The sequence below is a fragment of the Salinimonas iocasae genome (assembly GCF_006228385.1).
Classification (GTDB): domain Bacteria; phylum Pseudomonadota; class Gammaproteobacteria; order Enterobacterales; family Alteromonadaceae; genus Alteromonas; species Alteromonas iocasae.
Genome location: NZ_CP039852.1, coordinates 2,277,817 through 2,300,860, shown reverse-complemented (window position 1 = coordinate 2,300,860; position 23,044 = coordinate 2,277,817). Strand labels below are relative to the sequence as shown.

Genomic DNA, 23,044 nt, shown 5'->3' with positions numbered 1-23,044 from the left:
GAAGGCTGGCAAACACCTTATCAATACATGATGCTTCAGTGCGTTTAAGGTTACATTGTTGATTTATCAGCTGGCTCATTAACACGACTTGTTCTGTATCTTCAGTGTAGTTATACAGACAGGCGTGAGTGAAAAGGGTGGCCCGCCAGGCCGCGGGTAATGGCGTGGTATTTTCAAGGAATTTATCAACGACCGGTAGCAGATCCTGTTACAACTCCTGTTCAAGCTGCTCAAGAATAGCCAGGCCCCTGTTATTCTCATCAGAAACGCCGTTTTCACGCTGATCGTAAATCATGCCTACCGTTTCGCCTAAACCGTGACATAACAATACCGCTTCAGTATGTCCCTGCGATGCAACCTTTGCCGGAAAAGAGATGCAGAGTACAGCCAGTAGAAGAATGGCCCTGAGCGTGTTCATCACGGTTACCTTTTTTAAGCGCTATACAAGGTATAGCAAAAAAAACGCGGTTCGGCTCAGTTACGGTTTTGTTTCGCCTCTATCCATTGCGACATGTACTGTGTTGCACGCAGGCTCTGATGCCACAACAAGTGCTGATAAAACAGGGGGGCGCGATGTTGCTCTGTATTGTTGACTAACGTTAATACTTTCTCTGCCAGCGCGTCCTGATGTGTCCGGGTGTCGTATTTAGCACTCAGCACACGATGACCTTTTTCAATGGCTTCTGCCTGGCTTTCAGTATTGCGATAAATACGAACGCTGTGCTGCACGAAGTCCTCGTCAGTGGTCGCTACTGCGCCTGGCCAGTCTTCAGCGCTGGCAATCCCCTCAGCGCCAATGCGGGTGGTAATGCTGGGTAACTCACATTGCATCGCGGTGATAAGTTTGCCTTTCACACCGGCACCAAAGCGTAGCGGGGCGAGCATAACCTTATGTTTTTTTAACGCTTGCCGGGCATTGGGTGCCCAGCCTTCAATCAAAAATCCCTGTCTGGGATTATGCAGGTTAGTTACCTTTTTTCCCGGATAAGCACCATAAACATGCAGAGTCGCCTGGGGTATGGCGGCGCGAATTTGCGGCCACAATGTTTGCTTAAGGTGAAGCAGTGCATCCCAGTTTGGCGCATGCCGATAGTTACCGATAAAGGTAAAGCCAGCGCGTGTTACATCAGACTCCTGTGGCGTGACATCTTCAGCAATCATAAGTGGCTGGTGCCACAACTGAGCAGCATCAACTGAAAAATGAGTGGTGAGTAATTCAATTTCTGGTTCAGATATCAGCAGTGAAAGGTCGCTGCGAAGTATTGCTGCCACTTCACGCTGTACCATTTCGTTGTCAAAGGGGACCGGTCCGTGCTCTGATTTCCCTGTTTCTTTAGTACATTGTTGTCTCACATGTCGCAGACTATGAAGATCTTCTGTGTTGATGATTCGAACAGCCTCAGGACATTGTTGCCTGACTCGCCAGGAAAATTGTTCTTCAATCATAAAGCGGTCGAACACTACCGCGTTAGGTGCCAGCACGCGAATCAGAGAATCAAACTCGCTGCAATTAACGTTAATGTGTTTTACCTGAATGCCCAGTGCAGGCAGATCGACCATATGCGCAGACTCGGCGGCTGCGCTTAAAAATGTGACGCGCCATCCGTTTTGCGTAAATGCAGTGAGCAGCCCCATCATGTTTTCGCCGGCAGCGGAAGAATTTGGCTCAGGCCATACGTAGCCGATAACGACAAGGTGATAACTCATCAAACCAGTTTAACTCTTGATAAAACAAAGGAGTGCAAATATAGCAAAACAGGACAATAAAGGGCATGCTGATATGAGATAAAGACAGGGACAATTTGACAATGACGCACTTGGTGTTCGGCGCCGGGCTGGTGGGCAGCTATCTGGCCGGCGTATTGGCGATAAACGGCTACAGAACAACCGCGATAGGGCGGGACACGCAGCTAAGCGCACTGGCGGCAGGCGTAAAGCTGTCAGACTTTTTGGGTAACCACGCTACAGCTCCTGCCGTTACTGCCTTTAATCAGCATAATGATGATGCGCCGGAGGTTATCTGGCTTACCGTAAAATGTACAGACCTTACCCGCGCTGCTCAGGCGCTTAAGTCGGTGACCGGTCCTAAAACCAGTATTGTCTGTTGTCAGAACGGTCTTCGCGCGGCACATCAGATTCGGGCTGCACTGCCCGGGCGTAAAGTGTTCAGCGCGGTAGTGCCTTTTAACGTAGTAAGACTGGACGATGGTACCTTACACCGAGGCTCCGAGGGACCCTTAACGTTGCCAAGAGAAATAAAGCGCGTCTTACCCGGCTTTTCTGGCGCAATGCAGCATCCGTTGCTTTCGTTACGCTTTACTTCAGATATCAGTGCTGTTCAGGCGGCGAAGCTTCAGCTAAATCTTAGTAACGCTGTGAATGCATTGTCTGACCTGCCGGTGAAAACGATGTTGGAGGACAGGGGCTATCGCAAAATTATTGCAGAGCTTATGCGCGAATGGCTGGAGGTCGCCAGCGTTAACCGTATTGCTGTAGCGAAAGTTACACGTATTGATGGCAAGTGGCTCCCTTTCTTACTGTGTTTACCTAATTTTCTTTTTCGGCGTGTGGCCCGCAAAATGCTGGATATTGACCCGACCGTTCGCACCTCCATGTGGTGGGATTTACAGCGAGGCAAAGCGACAGAGATTGAGGATTTGAACGGCGAAGTTGTGCGCCAGGGAGTCATTGCCAGAAATTATTGTCCGGCGAATAAAGTTATCATCGACCTGATACATGATGCAGAAAAGCAGCGGCGCGAGACAGGCCGGTACGCTGCAATGAGTGCCAGTGAGCTACACAACGAGATAGAAATAAAGCGTTTGGAAAAAAGCAGTTACAAAATTTGATAAGCAGGTTAGTGGCTGAATACCTGATTTACGCATACAGTTAAGGTATAACACTCAGACCGGGATATCGCGATGCAGACAACGCTGTCTTCATAGCTGTAGAGGTTACCGAGGAGTATACTTGATGAAACTGCAGGAAATTGCCGCTAACGCCAAAGATGTGTATGCGCTGCCCGAGGCGGTAACCCGTCTTAAGGAGTGTATGGACGACGAGGCCGCAAGTATTGATGATGTTGCCGAGATAATCACCTTCGACCCGGCGCTGGCAGCACAGATTCTCAAAGTCGCTAACAGCGCGCTGTATCGGTTCCCTAGTCGCATTGACACCATTTCAAGAGCTCTCCAGGTTATTGGAACACGGGCTGCATACGACCTCGCTCTGGCCTACGGGATCAGTCATGCTTTCAGCGAGATTGAGTCTCGTATCATCGATTTGGATAAGTTTTGGGAGCAAAGCGTTAGCTGCGCACTGCTGGCGAAATATCTTGCCGAAACCAAAAAAATCAGAGAGCCCGAGCGACTCTTTGTCTCAGGACTCCTGCACAATATCGGTGAGCTGGTGGTTGTGTCGATGTTTCCTGACAAAGCGCAGCGTTGTCAGCGGTTTAATGCCCGGGTGAGTCCCGCGGAGTTACAGCAGGCAGTACTGGGGTTCACCTATGCACAATTGTCGGCTGAGCTGGTCAGGCAATGGGCTATTCCGTCATGTATCTACGACCCGGTAAATCATTTGCATGACGAGTTATCTGACTCCGCGCCCGAAGAGCAGCGCATTTTGCAGCTTAGCTACACGCTGGCGCTGGATAATGTGTACCCGGAAGTTTATCCCGGCTACAGCAATCTGCACGCGCACATGCATGAATCTCTTAATCTTGACCGGGACGATCTGGAAGATGCGCTGGATATTACGAACCTGCAATGCATAAGTGTCATTGCATTGTTCAACCCCAGCGCTTTTGTATTGTATTAGTCGAAAACGACAACGGTCTGACGACTGATCGCTACTACCTCATTGTCTTTATCCCAGATTGTCGCCTCAGTATGCCCGTATCCATCGGCCGCCTGTCTGGTATGCGCCTGATAGGCAAACCAGTCTTCGCCGGAAACCGGGCGGTGAGGGTGGATAAATTCAATATTCCAGGTCACCGTACTGGCTGGTGCAGGCCATTTCATCATTTGAAGTAACGTAGGCGGCCAGGCATCGATCATTGTAATCAGGTGACCATCAGTAAGCGTTTGCGGGGCTTTAGTAAAGCGCATAAACCCATGATAATGGTGAGTCTGACGACCCGTGAAGGGCACGCCACCTTCGGCAATAGCCAGATCAAAGTGTCGTAGGAATTTTGGCGTTACTTTCGGTATCTGTGGAATAAACTGCGCTTTGCGCGGCGGCGCCATGGCATGAACTTCATGGTTTTCTACACGTATTTTCGATGTGCGGCCAACCCCAAAGCAGGCCTGACTGGCAACGCATACTTTGCCATTTTGTAGAATCTGGCCCTGGAAGTGGCTAACATTCTTACCTTCGCGTAGTTTTGACACCTGCACATCGAATGGCGCATCCAGGGTAATAGGACCCACAAAGCTGGTATTAAAAGCCCGCAGTACACGGTCATCACCAACCAGAGAGTTAATTGCAGTAAACAAAACCCCCGCGGTGGCCCCACCAAAAGCGGTTCTTCCCTGACCCCAGTCCGCACTGATTGTCAGCGCATAGAACACGGCTTTATCATCACTTATCCATTCAGGCTGAGGAAGCGTCAGAAGTTCATCAATATGCATAGTTATTCTGGTCTGATGAGTAGGTTGTGATATCCTACATTAAGGCTGGCCGTTCGCCAATGGCCTTTTTCAGCGCACCGGAGGTTTCCTTGTCTTCATCAGTCCAACTGCACTTTGCACATGCAAACGGTTTTCCTGCCGGAAGTTATAAAAAGCTGTTCAGCTATCTACCTGCGCACTGGCAGATCCTCGCCAAGCCGCAGTTCGGGCATGACAGTGAGTTGCCGGTTAATTCAAACTGGTCAAATCAGGCAGAAGAATTACACCGCTATGTTTACAGCAATTCGGCGGGGGCTCCGGTATACGCGGTAGGTCATTCGTTTGGGGCTGTTATTTCATTTATCGCTGCCTGCCGGTACCCGGCTTCCTTCAAAGGGGTCGTTCTCATCGACCCGCCACTGGTGACCGGGCCTAAACGACACATTGTTAAAGCTGCCAAACTAACATCGTATATCGATAAAATTACACCAGCCCGCCTGGCTCAAAACCGAAATACTCAGTGGTCAGTCGATGAGGACCTGGTTGCCTATTTTAAAGGCAAAGCATTGTTTAAAAACATGCAGCCAGAGTGTGTGGCGGATTATGTCGAGTCTGCAACTGCGGTGGATGGAAACCAGCAAACTCTGACATTCGATGCGCAGGTTGAAGCCGATATATTTCGTAATATTCCGCATAATATGGATAGTTTTAAAGGCGAGCTGAACTGTCCGGGGGTTCTTATTACTGGTCAGCAATCTGAAGTTTGTAAAGAGGAACACTGGCAGCGATTTATCAGCCAAAATGATATTGTGCATGAGGAAATGCCCGGCGGACATATGTTACCGCTTGAGCACCCCAAGGCGCTGGCCGATAAAATCGCTGAAATTATAGCAAGCTGGGAAAAGCAATCAGAGTCGCGAAGCGCTTAAAGCGCTTAAAGCGCTTCGAGCATCTCTTTAGTGACCAGAACAACACCCTTTTCGGAGACTCTGAAACCGCGCTCACGGTCGAAATCGTGATTGATGCCAATCTCCATACCTTCGGGAATAACACAGCCGCGATCGACAACAACTTTGCGTAAACGACAGTGACGCATAATTTCTACGTCTGGCAGTATAACGGCTTCTTCTATCTGACCGTAGGAATGTACATGGACGTTGGAAAACACCAGACTCTGGCGAAGCGTGGACCCTGAGATAATACAGCCCCCGGAAACCACCGAGTTAGTGGCTTCTCCGCGGCGGCCATCTTCATCCCAGACAAATTTCGCCGGTGGAAGCTGCTCCTGATAGGTCCAGATTGGCCAGGACTGATCATACAGATTAAGCTGCGGAACGGGAGCTACCATCTCCATGTTAGCTTCCCAGAAAGAGTCAATGGTACCTACATCCCGCCAGTAAGCTGTTTCGTCAGTACTGTTCTCAAACGGGTAAGCGTATACATTATGATCGGCAATAATTGAAGGAATAATATCTTTGCCAAAATCTCTTTGCGAATCCTTTGTTTCAGCATCGCGGCGTAATTGCTCAAACAAAAACTCTGTATCGAACACATAGTTACCCATGGAGGCCAGGCAGTATCCCTCACGGTTAGGCTGTGGGGCAGGCTGAGCCGGCTTTTCCTCAAAACCTGTGATTCTGTAATCCTCTTCAACCGACATCACGCCAAATGCTCCGGCAGCTTCTTCGGTGGGTACCGACATGCAAGAGACCGTCATCTTGGCCCCTGTCTCTACATGGTGGGCGAGCATGTTGCCGTAGTCCATCCGATAAATATGATCACCGGATAAAATCATCACGTACTTTGGCAGCTCGTCACGAATGATATCGATATTCTGAAAAACCGCATCAGCGGTGCCTGCATACCAGTTATCAGAAAAACGCTGCGACGCTGGTAATACTTCAACGGATTCACCAAGCTCTTTTTTGAAGTGGCCCCAGCCTCTGACAAGGTGACGGATGAGCGAGTGTGATTTATATTGCGTTACTACGCCCACACGGCGAATGCCTGAATTAATGCAGTTCGAAAGCGGAAAGTCGATGATTCGAAACTTTCCACCAAAATACAGTGCAGGTTTTGCTCGCCAGTTGGTCAGCTCATGAAGACGGGAACCTTTGCCGCCGGCTAGTATGAGGGCGTATGTATCCCGGGTTAAATTACTAATATAGCGCGCATTATGATCTGCCATTCGGATTCCTCCTGTCCTGTCTGCTTTTCAGGTAATCGAAAAGAGTGCTGCCTTCGTCTGGTCGGTTGTGGCGAGATATTCAGTGTACACAACACAGACTGAGAAACCAGTCTGGCAGTGTGAATATGAATAAAACGTTATAAAAGGTGTTATTGGATCACGGTGCTACGTGTTAAATACACATGCCCGCTTTTTTTAAAAAACAGATTGAATCTTCATAAGATACGAAAATCACAATAGACAGGTGAACAGTCCGCGCAACAGCAAAATGGACGAATCCGACGTCGAATGTTAAAAAAGTGTTATAATTCTGGCTGTGTTTTTAATTATGGACAAATCATGAGCTTATTGAGAAAACTGATCTTTGCTCTGGCAACAATTGTGGTGTTGTTCGTTGCTGTTGGCTTGTTATTACCAAAAGAATATGAGGTAAGCCGAAGTATTGTAATTGATGCTGAACCAGCAGAAATTTATCCTAATGTTGTAGATTTGAAGCAGTGGAGTAGCTGGGGAGTCTGGTTTCAGCGCGATCCCAATATGCAAATAGAATATGGCGGACCCGACCGGGCCATAGGCATGTATTCAAAGTGGCAAAGTGCGACCCAGGGAAGTGGAGAAATGGAGATCACCGAGCTCAAACATAACAGGCATGTTGAATACAGTCTTTGGTTTCCCGAATATGATATGGGGTCGACCGGGCAGATCACTCTGGAAACAACGCCGGAGGGTACCCGCGTGATATGGCGTGATAGTGGCGAAGTCGGTGCAAATCCGGTTGACCGGTATCTGGTGCTAATGATGGATGACATGATGGGGCCGGATTTTGAAACTGGTCTGGAAAATTTAAAAACGGTCGTTGAAAACCAGGGGTGATGCGCTAAGTGGCGAACAGCTAACAGTATGACGCGCAAAGATTTTATTTCGATTCACTTATACAATATGCTGATCTTCGCTATTTAATACTGCGTAATTACTAGCCACGGTTACGTTGCCACACTTACCGTTCCATGCGGTGGGTGCGTCGGCTTGTCAGTTACAGGGAACTGCATGGCCTCTCAGCATAAAAAGAAACTCATCGCTGCATTATCAGCTAATAAGCTGGCTGACATCCTCATTTCGGCTAAAACAACACTTCCGGCACTTCTTATCTCACTGGGCGCTCCGGTCTGGATGATAGGCTGGCTGGTGCCAATCAGAGAATCTGGTGCGTTACTCCCACAGGCTGTCATCGGTATACTGTTAAGAAAAATGCGTGCACGCCACACTGTCTGGCGAGTGGGTATTATTATCCAGGTGCTGGCGGTTCTGGCGATGTTTCTGGCGGGGCTGATGCTGGAGCAGGCAAAGGCTGGCTGGGTTGTGCTGGTCGCATTGGTAATACTCAGCCTGGGGCGCTCAATTTGCTCTTTGACAGTGAAAGATATTGAGGCCGATATTGCGCAAAAAGGTGAGCGGGGTGATCTCATCGGTAAGGCATCGACCCTGTCGGGTATTCTGACTTTACTGGTCGCAGTGCCGATGGTGTTTTTTCAGGAAAGTTTAGGTATTGCAGCAATTCTTGGTCTTGTGCTTACGGCGGCTGCCGCATTTTTTTGTACATTTATGTTGATGCTACCAGTCAAAACGTTTGTCGACGTCGCGCAGACAGATGATAAAAGCTCAAAGAAGACGGCATTCTGGCAATTCGATGCTGTTGTATATCGGTTTGTATTAGTAAGAGGGCTTTTCGTCCATTCGGCGTTGGTTGCTCCCTATTTTATGCTCGAAAGCGAGGCGGGCGCAGAATCATTATTACCCCTTTACCTGGCAGCGCAAGCGGCTGCGGCCATGCTCTCCTCGCTGATTTGGGGAAAGATATCGGATAACAGCGCACGAAAAACACTACAAATAGCCGGAGTCATTGCCGTCGCCGCGTGTATCGGACTGCTAATTACCGGTGCCGCCTCGGTGTGGGTTTCAGGCTTCTTATTCTTTATGCTTTCTGTTGCTCACACGGGCGTCCGAACAGGGCGCAAAACCTACAGCCTGGATGTACGCGAAGGCCAGGGACGCACCGAGCTGGTTGCTTTCAGTAATACAGCAATTGGCTTGATCTTACTGGCATTCGGAGCCCTGTACGCGGTACTGGAATCCATCCTTAACATATCAGTGGTCTACGTCATGACAGCAATGCTCATCGTTGCGATATCACTAACTGCTATTCTGCCTGAGGAAAAGGGCAACTGAGTTTATTGAACCGGACCCGTTAACATGGCAGTCTGCCTGCTAATGCAAATAACATTATTATAAGTACGCAGGTAGGATTCAGTAATGCGGGTTAAGCAGCAATACGCATCAGTACAACGCATAGTCAGATCCCTCGGGCCGGGAATACTTATGGCAACAGCCGCCATTGGTGGCAGTCATCTTGTCGCAGCAACGCAGGCCGGCGCGAATTACGGTTGGCAACTGGTATTGCTGATTCTGACTGTAAACATTCTGAAGTATCCGTTTTTTCGGGCAGCGGTGAGTTTTACCGTCAGCTCCGGACAGTCATTACAGCAGGGCTATGCCCGAATGGGGAAGGGCTACCTTATTGCTGCCCTCGGCGTTAACTGTATTGCAGCGGTAGTGAATGCGGCAGCGTTACTGATGTTCTCTGCCAGTCTGTTGGGGTATTTCTTGCCGGTAGCATTACCCATACCTGTCTTGTCAGCCTTAGTGTTAACCAGCATTTTATTTATTTTGATGGCCGGTCACTTTGGTGCAATGAATAAAATAGCCAAACTTATTATGTTTGTTCTGGTGGTATCGACCATCATTGCCGCGTCGGCCGCCGCAATTAACGGGGCTGTAGCGCCGGCAACATTTACCCCAGAATCTCCCTGGTCAGTGGTCGCGATCGGCTTTCTGGTTGTTACCATGGGCTGGATGCCCGCACCGATAGAGATTTCAGCAATAACATCACTCTGGCTCAAACGACAAAAACAAACGCAGCCGGTAACCCCAGCCTCTGCGCTATTTGATTTTAATCTGGGATATATGACAACGATGTTACTGGCACTGGTATTTCTGGCCCTTGGTGCGCTGGTACTTCACGGAAGTGGCCAGACACTGGCAAGCGGTGGCATCGGATTTTCAAAGCAACTGGTAGATCTGTATGCAAGTACTATCGGGGAATGGTCACGATGGCTGATTGCTGCTATTGCGTTTCTCTGTATCTTTGGCTCAGCACTCACCGTTTATGATGGTTATTGCCGTGCTATTACCGAAGCGGCTTCGCTGTTAAAAGGAAAAGCTGATATACCACAAAAACAGTTTACCGGCGTGTTGGTAGCGGTTGCTGTTATCAGCTTTGCCATTGTATTATTTTTTAAATCTGCCTTACTGGCAATGTTGGGCTTTGCGATGACCCTGGCATTCATAACCACCCCTTTGTTTGCCTGGTTAAACCATCGGCTGGTAAAAACGTCGTCACTTGATGAGACGCTCAAAGGGGGGCGATGGCTTACAGCACTAAGTTATCTGGGGTTGGCTTATCTGTTTGGTTTTCTGGGAGTATTTGTATGGTGGAAGTTTGTATAAAAGGCAGAGCCGGTAGTGGCTCTGCCTGATTAGTAACGTGCAGCGTGAAAGAAGCTGGCGCGATAGTACTTTACTAACACGACTCCATCAGCGCATTAGCCACTTTAGATGAGGGCTTTCTTCCCACAGCCTCCATAATAAACGAAGATGCTTTGAGTAGCCTGGTCATGTCAACGCCAGTACTGATTCCCATGCCGTCGAGCATGTACAGTACATCCTCGGTAGCAACATTTCCGCTGGCACCTTTCGCATAAGGACAACCGCCCAGGCCGGCTACCGCACTATCAATAACCGAGACGCCGGCACTAAGTGCGACGTACAGATTAGCCAGCGCCTGACCATAGGTATCGTGGAAATGTGCGCCAATCTTACTGACCGGCACCACATCGGTGACCACCTCCAGCATACGCTGCGTTTTAAACGGTGTACCTGTACCGATGGTGTCACCCAGTGAAACTTCATAGCAGCCCATGTCCAGCATGATTTTAGCAACATTTGCCACCGCTTCAGGCGCTATCTCGCCCTCGTAAGGGCAGCCCAGAACGCAGGACACATAGCCCCGCACTGGTTTCCCGCGAGCCGCAGCCTGCTCTACAACAGGCGCAAACCTCTCAAGGCTTTCCTCAATCGAGCAATTGATATTTTTCTGACTGAACGACTCAGAAGCGGCACCAAAAATAGCAACCTCATCAGCGTTGGCTGATAAAGCATTTTCAAGCCCTTTAGTATTGGGTGTCAGCGCAGAGTACGAAACGCCTTCCCGCCGGCTGATTAGAGAAAAAACCTCTCCCGAATCGGCCATTTGAGGCACCCATTTAGGAGATACAAAACTACCGGTTTCAATGCGGCGATGACCCGCATCAGCAAGCAGGTTAACCAATTCCACTTTGGTTTGTGTGCTCACTTCGGTCTTTTCGTTTTGCAGTCCGTCCCGGGGGCCTACTTCAACAAGACTGACACTTTTTGGAAAATTATTCATCGGCCTCAAACTCCAGCAACTGGGACCCACCGTCAACAAGGTCACCCGCGGCGTAATACACAGATTTAACCGTTCCATCGGACGGCGCTGTAATATTATGCTCCATTTTCATTGCTTCCATTACCAGCAACGTGGCGCCTTTTTTAACTGACTCGCCTTCGCTGACGGCAACATCAACGATGGTGCCATTCATCGGGGCTGCAAACCCGCCATCGTGAGCGGCATCATCTACATCCCCCATGTCGGGTTTCTGATAGTTGAGGTGTATCGCCCCGGCAGGGGAGAACAGCGTATACCGGGTATCATCGGCGGCCCAGCCAATTCGCTGATGATAGCCATCAATCTGTGCCTGCAATACGTGACCGTCAATTTGTCCGCTTACCTGATAGGATTTATCACCGATTAACATAGACCACTGATTAGCACGCTGCGATGTTCCGGTATGTGTTACAACAACACTCAACGCCTCTTCGCCCACGCAAAAAGAAAGTGTTTGCTGGTAACTGAAATTCGGACGCCATGCTACAGGTAATGACCAGGGCGAGTCGGGATCATTAACGTGCTGTGAGTGGCCCTGATTTCCTGACAGCAATACAAGCATAGAAGCCGCTGCGAGCATATGATCGCTAACCTGTTTCGGGCTATTGAGCAATAATGACTCGTGCTTTTCTACAAATGTTGTAAGCAGTTCGGCTTTCTGGAACGGCTCACTGGCGGCAACGTTATACAGAAATTCCAGATTCGTTGTGACGCCGGCAACATGGTAATCACGAAGCGCAGCGAGCAAACGTTGCAGAGCGCGGTCCCGGTTTTCATCCCATACAATAAGCTTGGCTATCATAGGGTCATAATAGACGGAAACTTCATCGCCCTGAACAACGCCGGTATCTACGCGTACATGCTTTGATTCAGCCGGCGGTTGTAGCAATGTAAGTTTACCTGTAGCGGGAAGAAAGCCGTTTTCCGGATCTTCTGCATACAACCTCGCTTCAAAAGCATGGCCATGCAACTGGAGCTCGTGCTGGGCTTTTGGTAAAGGTTGCCCATTGGCTACCTGAATCTGCCAGTCTACCAAATCCTCGCCGGTTATCTTCTCAGTAACCGGGTGCTCCACCTGAAGGCGGGTATTCATTTCCATGAAATAAAAGTCTTCGCCATCCAGCAAAAACTCTACGGTACCGGCACCGACATAATTAATGGCCTGAGCCGCTTTAATTGCCGCTTCACCCATCTGCTGACGAATTGATTCAGACATACCCGGGGCAGGGGCCTCTTCGATAATTTTTTGATGTCGACGCTGCACGGAACAGTCACGCTCAAAAAGATAAACCCCGTTGCCGTGAGTATCGCAAAACACCTGAATCTCAACATGACGTGGTTGTGTCAGGTATTTTTCAATTAGCATGACATCGTCGCTGAAACTGGCCATGGCCTCGCGCTTGGCAGCCTGTAATGCGCTATCGAACTCTTCTGCTTTCCACACCTGGCGCATGCCTTTACCACCGCCGCCTGCGGCAGCTTTAAGCAGAACAGGGTAGCCCATATTGTCAGCGTGCTGTCTCAGTGTCTCAACAGACTGATCATCGCCGTGATAACCAGGTACCAGAGGTACACCGGCTTCTTCCATAATATGCTTGGCGGCGGATTTTGAACCCATAGCGGCAATGGCGTCGGGGCCAGGGCCAATGAATGTAATATTGTTATCAGCACAGGCACGTGCAAAGTCGGCATTTTCAGACAAAAAGCCATACCCGGGGTGTACTGCATCAGCACTAAGCGTTTGAGCAACTTTGAGGATTTTATCTGCTTTGAGATAGCTGTCTTTAGATGGTGCAGGGCCGATATGCACGGCTTCATCTGCCATCGTTACATGCAGCGCATTCGCGTCAGCGTCTGAGTAGACTGCGACGGTACTGATACCAAGTTTACGCGCTGTCTTGATTACCCGGCAGGCTATTTCTCCCCGGTTTGCAATCAGAATCTTTTTAATCATTGTTTGACTCCTGCCAGGCCGGCTTCTGTTTATTTAAAAAAGCGTTCAGACCCTGCTGACCTTCTTCTGAAACCCGTACGCTGGCAATCCACTTACTGGTTTTTTCCATTAATGCTTCATCAATAGGCACACCGGCAACATACTCGACCAGCGCTTTGGCCTGACCCACCGCACTGGGCCCGTTTTTAATAACCTGTGTGATAATGTCTTCAATGGTAGAGTCCAGCTCGTCCTCTGTGACCGCTTCACTTAACAGACCCAAACGTCTGGCACGACGCGCTGAGAATACCTCGGCTGTCTGAAAATACCGGCGGCACACGCGCGCGCCCATGGCTTCAACCACATAGGGGGCAATAGTGGCGGGAATGAGTCCGATTTTCACTTCACTTAAACAAAATTTACTTAACCGGCTGCCAATCGCGATGTCACAGCAAGCAATAAGACCGATTGCACCACCGAACGCGGCGCCCTGAACGCGGGCAATAGTCAGTTTTGGCAATGTATATAATGTTTGCAGCATTGTAGCCAGAGCCATGGCGTCGCGCTCATTTTCAGCTTCTGTATACTCTGCCATGCGCTGCATCCATTGCAGATTTGCACCTGCACTAAAACTTTTGCCCCGGGCTTGCAGAACTACTACACGAACTGCTTTATCTTTCGCAGCCTGTTGAAAATAGTCAGTCAGCGTTGCAATCATCGCATCATCAAATGCGTTATGTTTGTCCGGATTGTTTAACGTTACCGTTGCCACTCCACGGTTATCAACCTGATAAAGGACGGCAGAATTTTCGTTAGTCATGCGCTCACTCCTACATTCTGAAGATACCAAACTGCGTTTGCTCAATAGGTTTATTGAGTGCAGCTGATAATGACAAGCCCAGTACCATGCGGGTATCGGCAGGATCGATGACGCCATCATCCCACAATCGCGCTGAAGCATAGTACGGATGACCCTGTTCTTCATAAGTGTCTACGATAGGCTTGCGGAAGGTGTCCTCTTCTTCCTGAGACCATTGTTCACCTGCACGCTCTTTCTGGTCGCGCTTAACCTGCGCCAGTACACCCGCTGCCTGCTCACCACCCATTACTGAAATACGGGCATTCGGCCACATAAATAAGAAGCGAGGGTCATAGGCCCGGCCGCACATACCGTAGTTGCCTGCTCCGAAACTACCACCGATTAGAACAGTCAGCTTGGGAACATTGGCGCAGGCGACGGCGGTCACCATTTTGGCGCCATGCTTTGCAATACCGCCGGACTCATACTGTTTACCCACCATAAAGCCGGTAATATTTTGTAGGAATACTAAGGGGATACCACGTTGAGCGCATAGCTCGACAAAGTGTGCACCCTTAAGCGCACTTTCACCGAAAAGAATCCCGTTATTGGCGACGATGCCTACCGGATAACCAAAGATTCGTGCAAAGCCACACACCAGGGTGGTACCGTAAAGCGGTTTGAATTCATCAAACTCTGAACCGTCCACTACCCGGGCAATGATTTCTCTCACATCATAAGATTTACGGCTGTCTTTAGGCACAATTCCGTAGATATCAGATGCGGGAAAGCGCGGCTCTACCGGCTTTTTAATATCAAGCTGGGCCGGTTTAGTACGGTTCAGTCTGCTTACAGTATCGCGGGCAAGCGTTAATGCATGGTGGTCATTGTTAGCCAGAAGGTCTGCCACACCCGAAGTGCGGGTATGTACATCGCCGCCGCCTAACTCCTCGGCAGATACCACTTCACCCGTTGCAGCTTTCACCAGTGGCGGGCCACCTAAAAAGATAGTGCCTTGCTCTTTGACGATAATGGAGACATCTGCCATCGCCGGAACATATGCGCCACCGGCTGTACATGAGCCCATAACAACCGCGATTTGCGGGATATTTTTAGCTGACATGTTGGCCTGATTAAAGAAAATACGGCCAAAGTGCTCTTTATCTGGAAACACTTCGTCCTGACGTGGCAGGTTTGCACCGCCGGAATCTACCAGATAGATACAGGGAAGGTTGTTCTGCTCGGCAATTTCTTGCGCACGTAAGTGTTTTTTGACCGTCAGTGGGTAATAGGTGCCGCCTTTTACTGTGGCATCGTTGGCAACGACCATGCATTCAACGCCGCTCACACGGCCAATGCCAGCAATCACACCTGCGCCGGGAACATAGTCATCGTAGACTTCCCAGCCGGCAAGCTGGCCAATTTCTAAAAACGGCGTGCAAGGGTCTAACAGGGCTTCAATGCGTTCACGGGGTAATAACTTGCCACGGGAAGTGTGGCGCTCTGCAGCTTTTTCACCGCCGCCTTTGCGGATTTTTTCAACTTTGTCCGCTAAATCTGCCACTTGTGCCTGCATATGCTGCACATTTTCAGCAAATTCACCTGAATTGGTATTTATGGAAGTAGGTAGAACGGGCACGTGTCCCTCCAGTATAAGCTAGCGAACTGGCCAGAAGGCCAGCTCGGTTCAAATAAAAAATGATTACTCAGACTCTTTAAACAGCTCGCGTCCGATCAGCATACGGCGTATCTCTGAGGTGCCTGCGCCGATCTCATAAAGTTTTGCATCACGCAACAACCGCCCGGTAGGGTATTCATTTACGTAACCGTTACCACCAAGAAGCTGAATAGCGTCCAGTGCCATCTTAGTGGCAAGCTCTGCAGAATATAAAATTGCACCGGCTGCATCCTTGCGTGTGGTTTCGCCACGATCACAGGATTTTGCAACCGTATATACATACGCTCTGGCGGCGTTCATTTGCGTATACATATCAGCAATTTTCCCCTGGATCAGCTGGAACTGACCAATTGACTGACCAAACTGCTCACGCTCATGAATGTAAGGCACGACTGTATCCATACAAGCCTGCATGATGCCGAGCGGGCCTCCTGACAGCACCAGACGCTCATAATCCAGCCCGCTCATCAGCACTTTTACGCCTTTGCCTTCTTCGCCAAGAATATTTTCAGCAGGGACTTCGCAATCTTCAAAAATCAGCTCACACGTATTCGATGAGCGCATGCCCAGTTTGTCGAGCTTCTGAGCCTGCGAAAAGCCGGGAAAATCTTTTTCGACGATGAACGCTGTTATTCCTTTTGCACCAGCGCTGGTATCTGTTTTGGCATAGATGACAAATGTCTGTGCATCGGGACCATTGGTGATCCACATCTTGTTACCGTTAAGCACATATTTATCACCACGTTTTTCAGCGCGTAGCTTCATGCTAACAACGTCAGAGCCTGCATTTGGTTCACTCATTGCCAGCGCACCGACATGTTCACCGGACACGAGTTTGGGAAGATACTTTTCCCGTTGTGCTTCACTACCGTTTTTGAAAATCTGGTTTACACACAGATTGGAATGCGCGCCGTAACTTAAGCCGATGCCTGCCGATGCCCGGCTGATCTCTTCCATCGCGACAGTATGCGCCAGATAGCCCATTTCTGAACCACCATACTGCTCAGAAACGGTTACTCCTAATAAACCCATTTCACCCAGTTTAGGCCAGAGTGCATTAGGGAACTGGTTGTCTTCGTCAGCCTGCGCTGCCAGCGGCGCAATTTCGTTTTTAGCAAATTGATAAACCTGGTCGCGTAACATATCAATGTCTTCACCCAGGCCAAAATTTAGTGTGGGATAGAGCGTATTCATGCGATATTTCCTCGTTTTAGTTCAGCCAGTTCTTCCCGGCAGCGGGTTTCAACATCGTCCAGCTCACTCATCAGCGAGGTAATATCCTCAAGTTGCTGAGTTAACACCGCACGCTTCTTTTCAGTCATACGAAGCATTGTTTCCAGCTGAACAGCAGAATTTGGGTTGGTGTCATATAATTCAAAAAGGTTTTTAACTTCAGCCAGCGAGAAGCCTAACCTCTTACCACGTAAAATTAGCTTTAACCTGACGCGGTCTTTGTTACAGTAAATACGGTTTTGTCCGGTTCGCTGAGGACTCAATAACCCCTGTTCTTCGTAAAATCGAATGGAACGGGGAGTAATAGTGAACTCGCGCGCCAGCTCGCCAATGGTATAGGTCGGTTCAGATTTGTGATTACTCATGACACAGCACCTGTGAGTTACGTCCCGTGGTTACCCGGCTGGCAATGCCAAAACCTGAATATCTACTGATATCGGCTCGTTGACACTATCAACGTTCGGGTTTACGTTAACGTAAATTGCATTTTACGTTAAGGTAAGGTAACAATTCTTTAACGTCAATATGGCAACAAATTGTTACGGCATCGAACAGGCTGATTGCGTATCAAAACATGAACGATGTTTAAACTGCTGTCATTTTTCAATTTACATACTGAGGCAACACAATATGAGCAATGAAGAGGTAGTAATTGTCGCGGCGAAACGCACGCCAATGGGGGGATTTAACGGGAGTCTGGCAGCTGTAGCTGCTACTGAACTAGGTGCGCATGCTATTCGTGCAACCTGTGAAAATGTAGATGTCAGTCAGATTGACGAAGTGGTTATGGGATGTGTACTACCAGCTGGCTTAGGGCAATCTCCTGCACGTCAGGCCTCACTAAAAGCCGATTTGCCTCTTAGTGCGGGTGTTACCACCATCAATAAAGTCTGCGGTTCTGGCCTCAAGGCAGTGATGCTGGCACATGATCTTATCAAAGCAGGCTCTGCGCAGGTTGTTGTAGCAGGTGGAATGGAAAGCATGAGTAATGCACCTTACATGCTGCCAAAAGCGCGCACAGGCTATCGCATGGGCCACGGTCAGGTGCTGGACCACATGATGCTGGATGGTCTGGAAAATGCCTATGACGGAAAAGCGATGGGCTGCTTTGCTCAGGATACGGCAGATGAGGAGAAAATTACCCGGGGACAAATGGACGAGTTTGCACTTAGTTCGCTCTCAAAAGCGAACGAAGCTATTTCGTCGGGTGCATTTTCTGACGAAATTACGCCAGTGACGATTTCAGGCCGCAAAGGTGACATTACTGTCGAGACAGATGAAGGTCCGGGCAACGCCAGACCTGAAAAAATCCCGAGTCTGCGTCCTGCCTTTAAGAAAGACGGTACGGTAACGGCAGCAAACTCCAGCTCTATTTCAGATGGCGCTGCTGCTTTACTGGTAATGAGCCGCTCGAAGGCTAATGAACTTGGTCTGACGCCACTAGCAAAAGTTGTTGCCCACGCGACACATTCGATTGAACCTGAAAACTTTACGGTAGCGCCGGTTGGTGCGATGGAGAAAGTGCTCGATAAAGCAGGGTGGTCAAAAAATGATGTCGACCTTTTTGAAATAAACGAAGCCTTTGCCATGGTCACTATGCTGGCGATGAAAAAGTTGGGCCTGGATGAGAATAAAGTAAACATTCGCGGTGGTGCCTGCGCGCTGGGTCACCCAATTGGCGCATCGGGCGCACGTATATTGGTTACGCTAATTCATGCACTTAAACAAACCAGCGGCACTAAAGGTATTGCATCATTATGTATCGGTGGTGGAGAAGGTGTCGCGGTAGCCATAGAAATGCTGTAAACCTATCATTCCACTCCGGTTAGCGATGATAAATATGCTAACTGCCTTATTTGTAAGTGTTATTAATAAAGAAGCCTGAAAAAACTGTCAGGCTTCTTTACATCTCCCCTTCTATATACACGAATATAAATATAAATACCCGTGTGTATCAGTCTCTTGCAAAGGTGGATTTCGTTTTGCATATTCACAGAGTTACTACTGTATTTTTAACTAAATAAACATTAGTAATATCTAATAATAACAATAACTTCAGAGAACTTGTGAGAACGCAACATCACGCTTCTCAGCCAACGCCGGGAACGCGTGTTCGTGCTGTCAGATGGAATAGGCCGACAGCATTATTATAAAAAAAGTGTGTCAATGGGAGACGCAAATGACATTTAAAAAACACCTTCTGGGTTCGATGGTCTCAATGGCCGTCACTGCCGCACTGGTGCCGGGTGCTTTAGCACAACAGGTAACAGTGCCTGAATCAGCAACGTTGACTGCAACAGGGCCTGCAAAAGCCTCCCGCTCTCAAACTGGCGTTTATATCGTTCAGTTAAAAGATAAAGCGGGTGTCACTTATGCAGCTGATATTGGCGAATTGATACCCAGCAATAAGGTCGCGACAGGGAAAGGAAATCAGTACAACGCGAAAAGCAACAAACTGGTTAACTACACACAAAAACTTAAATCACGTCAGCAACGCATCGCTAACTCAGCGGGTAACGTGGACGTCATCCACAATTATGTACATACCTTTAATGGCTTTTCTGCAAAGTTATCAGAAAGTCAGGTAAAAGCACTTCGTAACAATCCAGACGTAGTAGGCGTATGGGAAGACGAAGTATTAAAAATTGATACTGCGAATACGCCTGAGTTTCTTGGCCTGACAGAAGGGCAAGGGCAGCATGTATCAGGTATCAAGGGCGAAGATGTAATCGTCGGCATTCTGGACACCGGTATTACGCCTGAAAACCCAAGTTTCTCGGGTGACGACTTTGGTCCTGCTCCGGCAGACTGGCAAGGCGTGTGTGATAATGGGGAAGACGAGACGTTCTCCTGTAATAACAAAGTTATCGGCGCCCGTTACTATGGCGATGCTTTTGCATCGGTTTACCCCATTCAGACCGAGCTGGGCGAATTCATCGGCCCGCGTGATGCGGACGGCCACGGTAGCCATACTGCAGGCACGGCAGCCGGTAATGAAGATGTTGTAGCCATGAAAAATGGCGCTGAGCTGGGCGTAATGTCCGGTATCGCACCACGCGCCAGAATTGCAGCTTATAAAGTATGCTGGAACTCAGACTATACAACCCCTGAGGGTGAAGATCAGGCTGGCTGTTTCCCATCAGATACCATGGCTGCAATCGACCAGGCCACTGCCGATGGTGTTGATGTTATTAACTACTCAATTGGTGGTAGCCGTACCGACCTGACTTATCCGCCCACTGCAGCAATGCTGCGCGCAACCGCGGCAGGTGTATTTGTATCGGTTTCTGCCGGTAACTCTGGTCCGGCAGCGCAAACAATTGGTACACCTGCTCCATGGGTAACTACCGTAGCGGCTTCAACCTACGAAGGTTTCAGTCAGACAAATGCACTATCGGTGACTAACGGCGATTCAAACGAACAGTATCCGTTTGTGGAAGGTGCTATTACCAAGCCACTGGCAGAAACCGGTCCGGTCTCTGGCGAGCTGGTATTAGCAGAACCACTTCGTGCATGCTACGACGATGGCACAACACCATCACCTTTGGCGAACGCGGCAGATGTACAAGGTAAAATTGTGCTTATCCAGCGTGGTGATTGCGCCTTTACCCAAAAAGTAACTCGCGCTGTAGAGTCTGGTGCTAAGGCTGCAGTCGTTTTCACTGTTGAAGGCAATCCTATTACCGCATTAGGTGGTGACTATGTCGGTGAAATTCCTGGCGGCATGATTGGTGCGCAGGATGGCGACATGCTGGCAGCGGCGCTGAACAATGGCGATACGATAAATGTAGAGCTAAGCGCTTCTATTTTCGTACCGCAAAAAGAAGAAGGCAACATTATGGCTGACTTCTCTTCGCGTGGCCCGAATCTGTCGACTGAAAACATCATCAAACCAGATATCACCGCGCCAGGCGTACGTGTTCTGGCTGCAACAACGGATACGCCAATGTTTGGTGCACAGGGTGAGCAGGTGGCATACCTAAGCGGTACATCTATGTCGTCGCCACATATTGCCGGTATGGCTGCCTTGTTGATGGATGAGCATCCTGACTGGTCACCAGCCCAGGTACGTTCGGCACTAATGACAACAGCTTATCAGGGTGTTACCAAAGAAGATGGTGTAATTCCTGCTGACCCGTTCGACTTTGGTGCAGGGCATGCCGCGCCAGTTTCTGCTGCGCAACCTGGCCTTACTTACGACGTTGGTTTCTTCGACTACATGGCCTTTATGTGTGGTTTGAATGAGGACAATTTTGTTCTGGAAGAGTCTGGCTACAACTGTGCCGACTATGAAGGGGCTGGCTTCTCAATTGACCCGTCACAGCTTAACTATCCGTCGATATCTGTTGATGCGCTGGTCGGCGAGAAAACCATCTATCGTACGGTTACAGATGTGACCGGATCCGGTGGTACCTATACCGTGTCCCTTAGCGGTCTGGAAGGCATTGATGCAACGGTAACCACATTTGATGGCCAGGGTAATCCGACTGAATCTTCTGATCTTGTGGTTGAGCCAAATGGCATGGCTGCCTACGGCATCACAATGTCAAAGAGTGAAAGTGCTCAATTAGGCCAGTGGTCGTTCGGTGCAATCACGCTTAATGGTGCTGGTAACGCCGTTCGCAGCCCTATAGCAGTAAAAGCGGCAGCGGATATCAAGATTGATGTGCCTGAATCTCAGGTTGTAAATCTGCGTCGCGGACGCGGCAGCTTCCCTGTTCAGATGTTGTATAGCGGTTCGACCAGTATTGATTATGCTGGTTTAGCAGCACCGTTTGTAGCCACTGATACAGTGACACAGGATCCTGCACAAACGTTTGAGTTCCTAGGCGCTGGCACAACGTACTCAGCATGGTTAGTTCCAGAAGGGTCAGAACTGGCTCGTTTCTCTCTTCGCGATGAGATGGTCGCGGCAGAAGGCGCTGATCTGGACCTGTATGTTTACCGTTGTATTGCACTGTCGTGCACAGAAGTAGGCTCATCCTTTAATGCGGGTTCTAATGAGGATGTCATTCTGAAAAATCCTGCTCCGGCGGCAAATGGTGATGCGGGTGACTTCTACATTGCGATGGTGCACGGCTGGTATGTGCCGGGCGAAGTCACTGAGTTTGACCAACAGGTATGGGTGGTTAATGGCAAAGAACCAAACTTGCGTGTGAGCTCTTCACGTCGCGCAGTGGAAAATCGCTTTAATCGTGTGAACATTCTTACCCGCGGTTTAGAGCAGGATACGACCTATATGGGTACGGTCAGCTTCTACGACGATGAAGGTAACTTACAAGGTACGACTGCACTGGAAGTGCGTAACTAAAATAATACACAAAAGCGGGGGCTGGATAGCCCCCTTAAATTAAAAAAACTTGGAATATGACATGAAAAACTTGAAATCACTATTTGGCGCTGCTGCGCTTTTACTTACTACACTTGGCACCTCGTTATCCGCTAACGCCGTTTTGATTACCCAGGAAGGGCGTATCAATGGTGAAAATATCTTCAACCTGGCAATTGATCTGGATGAAGATGCTCTGGACAGCGCAATTGCTAACGACCCGTTCTTTGATCCGACCATGGCCGATAATTTATTTAATCCAGAGCTACTGACACTGCAAAGTGTTAAGTTCTTTGGGGTATCGGTGGACTTAGATAATGTTGAACAATTTGATGCAGAGTTTAACGCGTTGGATTTGACACAAGGTTTCGATTTCCTGACGCTGGACTTTTTCTCAGACGACCTGATGGCCGGATTATATTTCGAGTTTGACCGTGCGTTCCCTGAGTTTAACTTTGCAACCATTGATTTTGCCGATGGTGAATTATTAACTATTGATGGTTCTGTTGCAGACTTCTCGGTTGTTCCGGAACCAGCAGCGTACGGCATCTTTGCATTAGCAATGGGTTTATTGATGGTGCGTCGCCAGCGTAACTAAGCTGGTGGTACACATTCAGAGATGGATTTAAAAGCTCCCTGACGGGAGCTTTTTTTATGTGAACGTATTAATTGTAAGCAATCATGCGCGTGAG

Annotated in this window: 19 protein-coding genes; 9 read left to right on the top strand and 10 right to left on the bottom strand. The window is 49.0% G+C overall.

Annotated features, from left to right (window positions below):
* Window positions 1-208: 208 nt before the first annotated feature.
* Complete coding sequence (locus FBQ74_RS10120; protein WP_139756562.1) at window positions 209-418, bottom strand: hypothetical protein; 210 nt, start codon at window positions 416-418, stop codon at window positions 209-211.
* Between the two features lie 56 nt (window positions 419-474).
* Entirely contained in the window at window positions 475-1,707 is a 1,233-nt protein-coding gene (locus FBQ74_RS10115) for a glycosyltransferase (protein WP_139756561.1), read from the bottom strand.
* A gap of 101 nt (window positions 1,708-1,808) precedes the next feature.
* Between FBQ74_RS10115 and FBQ74_RS10110 the strand changes: the two genes are divergently transcribed.
* Together FBQ74_RS10110 and FBQ74_RS10105 are read left to right on the top strand one after the other, a co-directional pair.
* Window positions 1,809-2,849 carry a 2-dehydropantoate 2-reductase gene (locus FBQ74_RS10110; RefSeq protein ID WP_139756560.1) on the top strand — a complete coding sequence of 347 codons (1,041 nt, stop codon included), beginning with the start codon at window positions 1,809-1,811 and terminating at the stop codon, window positions 2,847-2,849.
* A gap of 124 nt (window positions 2,850-2,973) precedes the next feature.
* Window positions 2,974-3,819, top strand: coding sequence for an HDOD domain-containing protein (locus tag FBQ74_RS10105; RefSeq protein ID WP_139757930.1), 846 nt, complete (start codon window positions 2,974-2,976; stop codon window positions 3,817-3,819).
* Here the strand turns inward: FBQ74_RS10105 and FBQ74_RS10100 are convergent.
* The gene (locus tag FBQ74_RS10100) at window positions 3,816-4,631 is read right to left on the bottom strand and encodes an acyl-CoA thioesterase (protein ID WP_139756559.1); all 816 of its coding nucleotides are present in this window, start codon (window positions 4,629-4,631) and stop codon (window positions 3,816-3,818) included. The genes FBQ74_RS10105 and FBQ74_RS10100 overlap by 4 nt on opposite strands.
* An 89-nt stretch (window positions 4,632-4,720) precedes the next feature.
* Here FBQ74_RS10100 and FBQ74_RS10095 point away from each other — a divergent pair, with 89 nt between their 5' ends.
* Entirely contained in the window at window positions 4,721-5,539 is an 819-nt protein-coding gene (locus FBQ74_RS10095; protein ID WP_232371897.1) for an alpha/beta fold hydrolase, read from the top strand.
* Window positions 5,540-5,544: 5 nt separating this feature from the next.
* Here the strand turns inward: FBQ74_RS10095 and glgC are convergent, their stop codons facing one another.
* The gene (gene glgC / locus FBQ74_RS10090) at window positions 5,545-6,798 is read right to left on the bottom strand and encodes a glucose-1-phosphate adenylyltransferase (RefSeq protein WP_139756558.1); all 1,254 of its coding nucleotides are present in this window, start codon (window positions 6,796-6,798) and stop codon (window positions 5,545-5,547) included.
* Between the two features lie 339 nt (window positions 6,799-7,137).
* On the opposite strand from glgC, the gene FBQ74_RS10085 reads away from it, so the two are divergent.
* The 3 genes from FBQ74_RS10085 to FBQ74_RS10075 all read left to right on the top strand — a co-directional run bounded on the left by FBQ74_RS10085 (window position 7,138) and on the right by FBQ74_RS10075 (window position 10,362).
* Complete coding sequence (locus tag FBQ74_RS10085) at window positions 7,138-7,671, top strand: SRPBCC family protein (protein WP_139756557.1); 534 nt, start codon at window positions 7,138-7,140, stop codon at window positions 7,669-7,671.
* A 174-nt stretch (window positions 7,672-7,845) separates the two neighbouring features.
* Window positions 7,846-9,024 (top strand): MFS transporter, encoded by a 1,179-nt coding sequence (locus FBQ74_RS10080; RefSeq protein ID WP_139756556.1) that lies wholly within the window; start codon window positions 7,846-7,848, stop codon window positions 9,022-9,024.
* Window positions 9,025-9,174: 150 nt separating this feature from the next.
* Window positions 9,175-10,362: an NRAMP family divalent metal transporter gene (locus tag FBQ74_RS10075; RefSeq protein ID WP_232371896.1), complete on the top strand. Its 1,188-nt coding sequence runs from the start codon at window positions 9,175-9,177 to the stop codon at window positions 10,360-10,362.
* A 73-nt stretch (window positions 10,363-10,435) separates the two neighbouring features.
* On the opposite strand, the gene FBQ74_RS10070 is transcribed toward FBQ74_RS10075, so the two are convergent.
* The 6 genes from FBQ74_RS10070 to FBQ74_RS10045 form a co-directional block, all read right to left on the bottom strand.
* Entirely contained in the window at window positions 10,436-11,341 is a 906-nt protein-coding gene (locus FBQ74_RS10070) for a hydroxymethylglutaryl-CoA lyase (RefSeq protein ID WP_139756554.1), read from the bottom strand.
* Complete coding sequence (locus FBQ74_RS10065) at window positions 11,334-13,334, bottom strand: acetyl/propionyl/methylcrotonyl-CoA carboxylase subunit alpha (protein ID WP_139756553.1); 2,001 nt, start codon at window positions 13,332-13,334, stop codon at window positions 11,334-11,336. Before FBQ74_RS10065 ends, FBQ74_RS10070 begins: the two co-directional genes overlap by 8 nt.
* A complete protein-coding gene (locus tag FBQ74_RS10060) occupies window positions 13,327-14,133 on the bottom strand; it encodes an enoyl-CoA hydratase/isomerase family protein (protein WP_139756552.1) in 807 nt (268 codons plus the stop codon). Before FBQ74_RS10060 ends, FBQ74_RS10065 begins: the two co-directional genes overlap by 8 nt.
* A gap of 10 nt (window positions 14,134-14,143) precedes the next feature.
* Entirely contained in the window at window positions 14,144-15,751 is a 1,608-nt protein-coding gene (locus FBQ74_RS10055) for a carboxyl transferase domain-containing protein (protein WP_139756551.1), read from the bottom strand.
* Window positions 15,752-15,814: 63 nt separating this feature from the next.
* Entirely contained in the window at window positions 15,815-16,984 is a 1,170-nt protein-coding gene (locus FBQ74_RS10050; protein ID WP_139756550.1) for an isovaleryl-CoA dehydrogenase, read from the bottom strand.
* Window positions 16,981-17,388 (bottom strand): MerR family transcriptional regulator, encoded by a 408-nt coding sequence (locus FBQ74_RS10045; protein WP_139756549.1) that lies wholly within the window; start codon window positions 17,386-17,388, stop codon window positions 16,981-16,983. The genes FBQ74_RS10050 and FBQ74_RS10045 overlap by 4 nt, the downstream gene beginning before the upstream one ends.
* A 265-nt stretch (window positions 17,389-17,653) precedes the next feature.
* Between FBQ74_RS10045 and FBQ74_RS10040 the strand changes: the two genes are divergently transcribed.
* From FBQ74_RS10040 to FBQ74_RS10030, 3 genes are all read left to right on the top strand, one after another.
* Window positions 17,654-18,829 (top strand): thiolase family protein, encoded by a 1,176-nt coding sequence (locus FBQ74_RS10040; protein WP_139756548.1) that lies wholly within the window; start codon window positions 17,654-17,656, stop codon window positions 18,827-18,829.
* A gap of 373 nt (window positions 18,830-19,202) precedes the next feature.
* Window positions 19,203-22,334 (top strand): S8 family serine peptidase, encoded by a 3,132-nt coding sequence (locus tag FBQ74_RS19240; protein ID WP_139756547.1) that lies wholly within the window; start codon window positions 19,203-19,205, stop codon window positions 22,332-22,334.
* Between the two features lie 61 nt (window positions 22,335-22,395).
* Entirely contained in the window at window positions 22,396-22,950 is a 555-nt protein-coding gene (locus FBQ74_RS10030; protein WP_139756546.1) for a PEP-CTERM sorting domain-containing protein, read from the top strand.
* Window positions 22,951-23,044 lie beyond the last annotated feature (94 nt).

What these genes read in the sequence shown, in the direction of transcription:
- FBQ74_RS10080 (WP_139756556.1), top strand. Translation starts at nt 7,846, where the DNA reads ATGGCCTCTCAGCATAAAAAGAAACTCATCGCTGCATTATCAGCTAAT.
- FBQ74_RS10045 (WP_139756549.1), bottom strand. Translation starts at nt 17,388, where the DNA reads ATGAGTAATCACAAATCTGAACCGACCTATACCATTGGCGAGCTGGCG.
- FBQ74_RS10105 (WP_139757930.1), top strand. Translation starts at nt 2,974, where the DNA reads ATGAAACTGCAGGAAATTGCCGCTAACGCCAAAGATGTGTATGCGCTG.
- FBQ74_RS10075 (WP_232371896.1), top strand. Translation starts at nt 9,175, where the DNA reads ATGGCAACAGCCGCCATTGGTGGCAGTCATCTTGTCGCAGCAACGCAG.
- FBQ74_RS10040 (WP_139756548.1), top strand. Translation starts at nt 17,654, where the DNA reads ATGAGCAATGAAGAGGTAGTAATTGTCGCGGCGAAACGCACGCCAATG.
- FBQ74_RS10110 (WP_139756560.1), top strand. Translation starts at nt 1,809, where the DNA reads ATGACGCACTTGGTGTTCGGCGCCGGGCTGGTGGGCAGCTATCTGGCC.
- FBQ74_RS10120 (WP_139756562.1), bottom strand. Translation starts at nt 418, where the DNA reads ATGAACACGCTCAGGGCCATTCTTCTACTGGCTGTACTCTGCATCTCT.
- FBQ74_RS10030 (WP_139756546.1), top strand. Translation starts at nt 22,396, where the DNA reads ATGAAAAACTTGAAATCACTATTTGGCGCTGCTGCGCTTTTACTTACT.
- FBQ74_RS19240 (WP_139756547.1), top strand. Translation starts at nt 19,203, where the DNA reads ATGACATTTAAAAAACACCTTCTGGGTTCGATGGTCTCAATGGCCGTC.
- FBQ74_RS10060 (WP_139756552.1), bottom strand. Translation starts at nt 14,133, where the DNA reads ATGACTAACGAAAATTCTGCCGTCCTTTATCAGGTTGATAACCGTGGA.
- FBQ74_RS10085 (WP_139756557.1), top strand. Translation starts at nt 7,138, where the DNA reads ATGAGCTTATTGAGAAAACTGATCTTTGCTCTGGCAACAATTGTGGTG.
- FBQ74_RS10115 (WP_139756561.1), bottom strand. Translation starts at nt 1,707, where the DNA reads ATGAGTTATCACCTTGTCGTTATCGGCTACGTATGGCCTGAGCCAAAT.
- FBQ74_RS10070 (WP_139756554.1), bottom strand. Translation starts at nt 11,341, where the DNA reads ATGAATAATTTTCCAAAAAGTGTCAGTCTTGTTGAAGTAGGCCCCCGG.
- FBQ74_RS10100 (WP_139756559.1), bottom strand. Translation starts at nt 4,631, where the DNA reads ATGCATATTGATGAACTTCTGACGCTTCCTCAGCCTGAATGGATAAGT.
- glgC (WP_139756558.1), bottom strand. Translation starts at nt 6,798, where the DNA reads ATGGCAGATCATAATGCGCGCTATATTAGTAATTTAACCCGGGATACA.
- FBQ74_RS10050 (WP_139756550.1), bottom strand. Translation starts at nt 16,984, where the DNA reads ATGAATACGCTCTATCCCACACTAAATTTTGGCCTGGGTGAAGACATT.
- FBQ74_RS10065 (WP_139756553.1), bottom strand. Translation starts at nt 13,334, where the DNA reads ATGATTAAAAAGATTCTGATTGCAAACCGGGGAGAAATAGCCTGCCGG.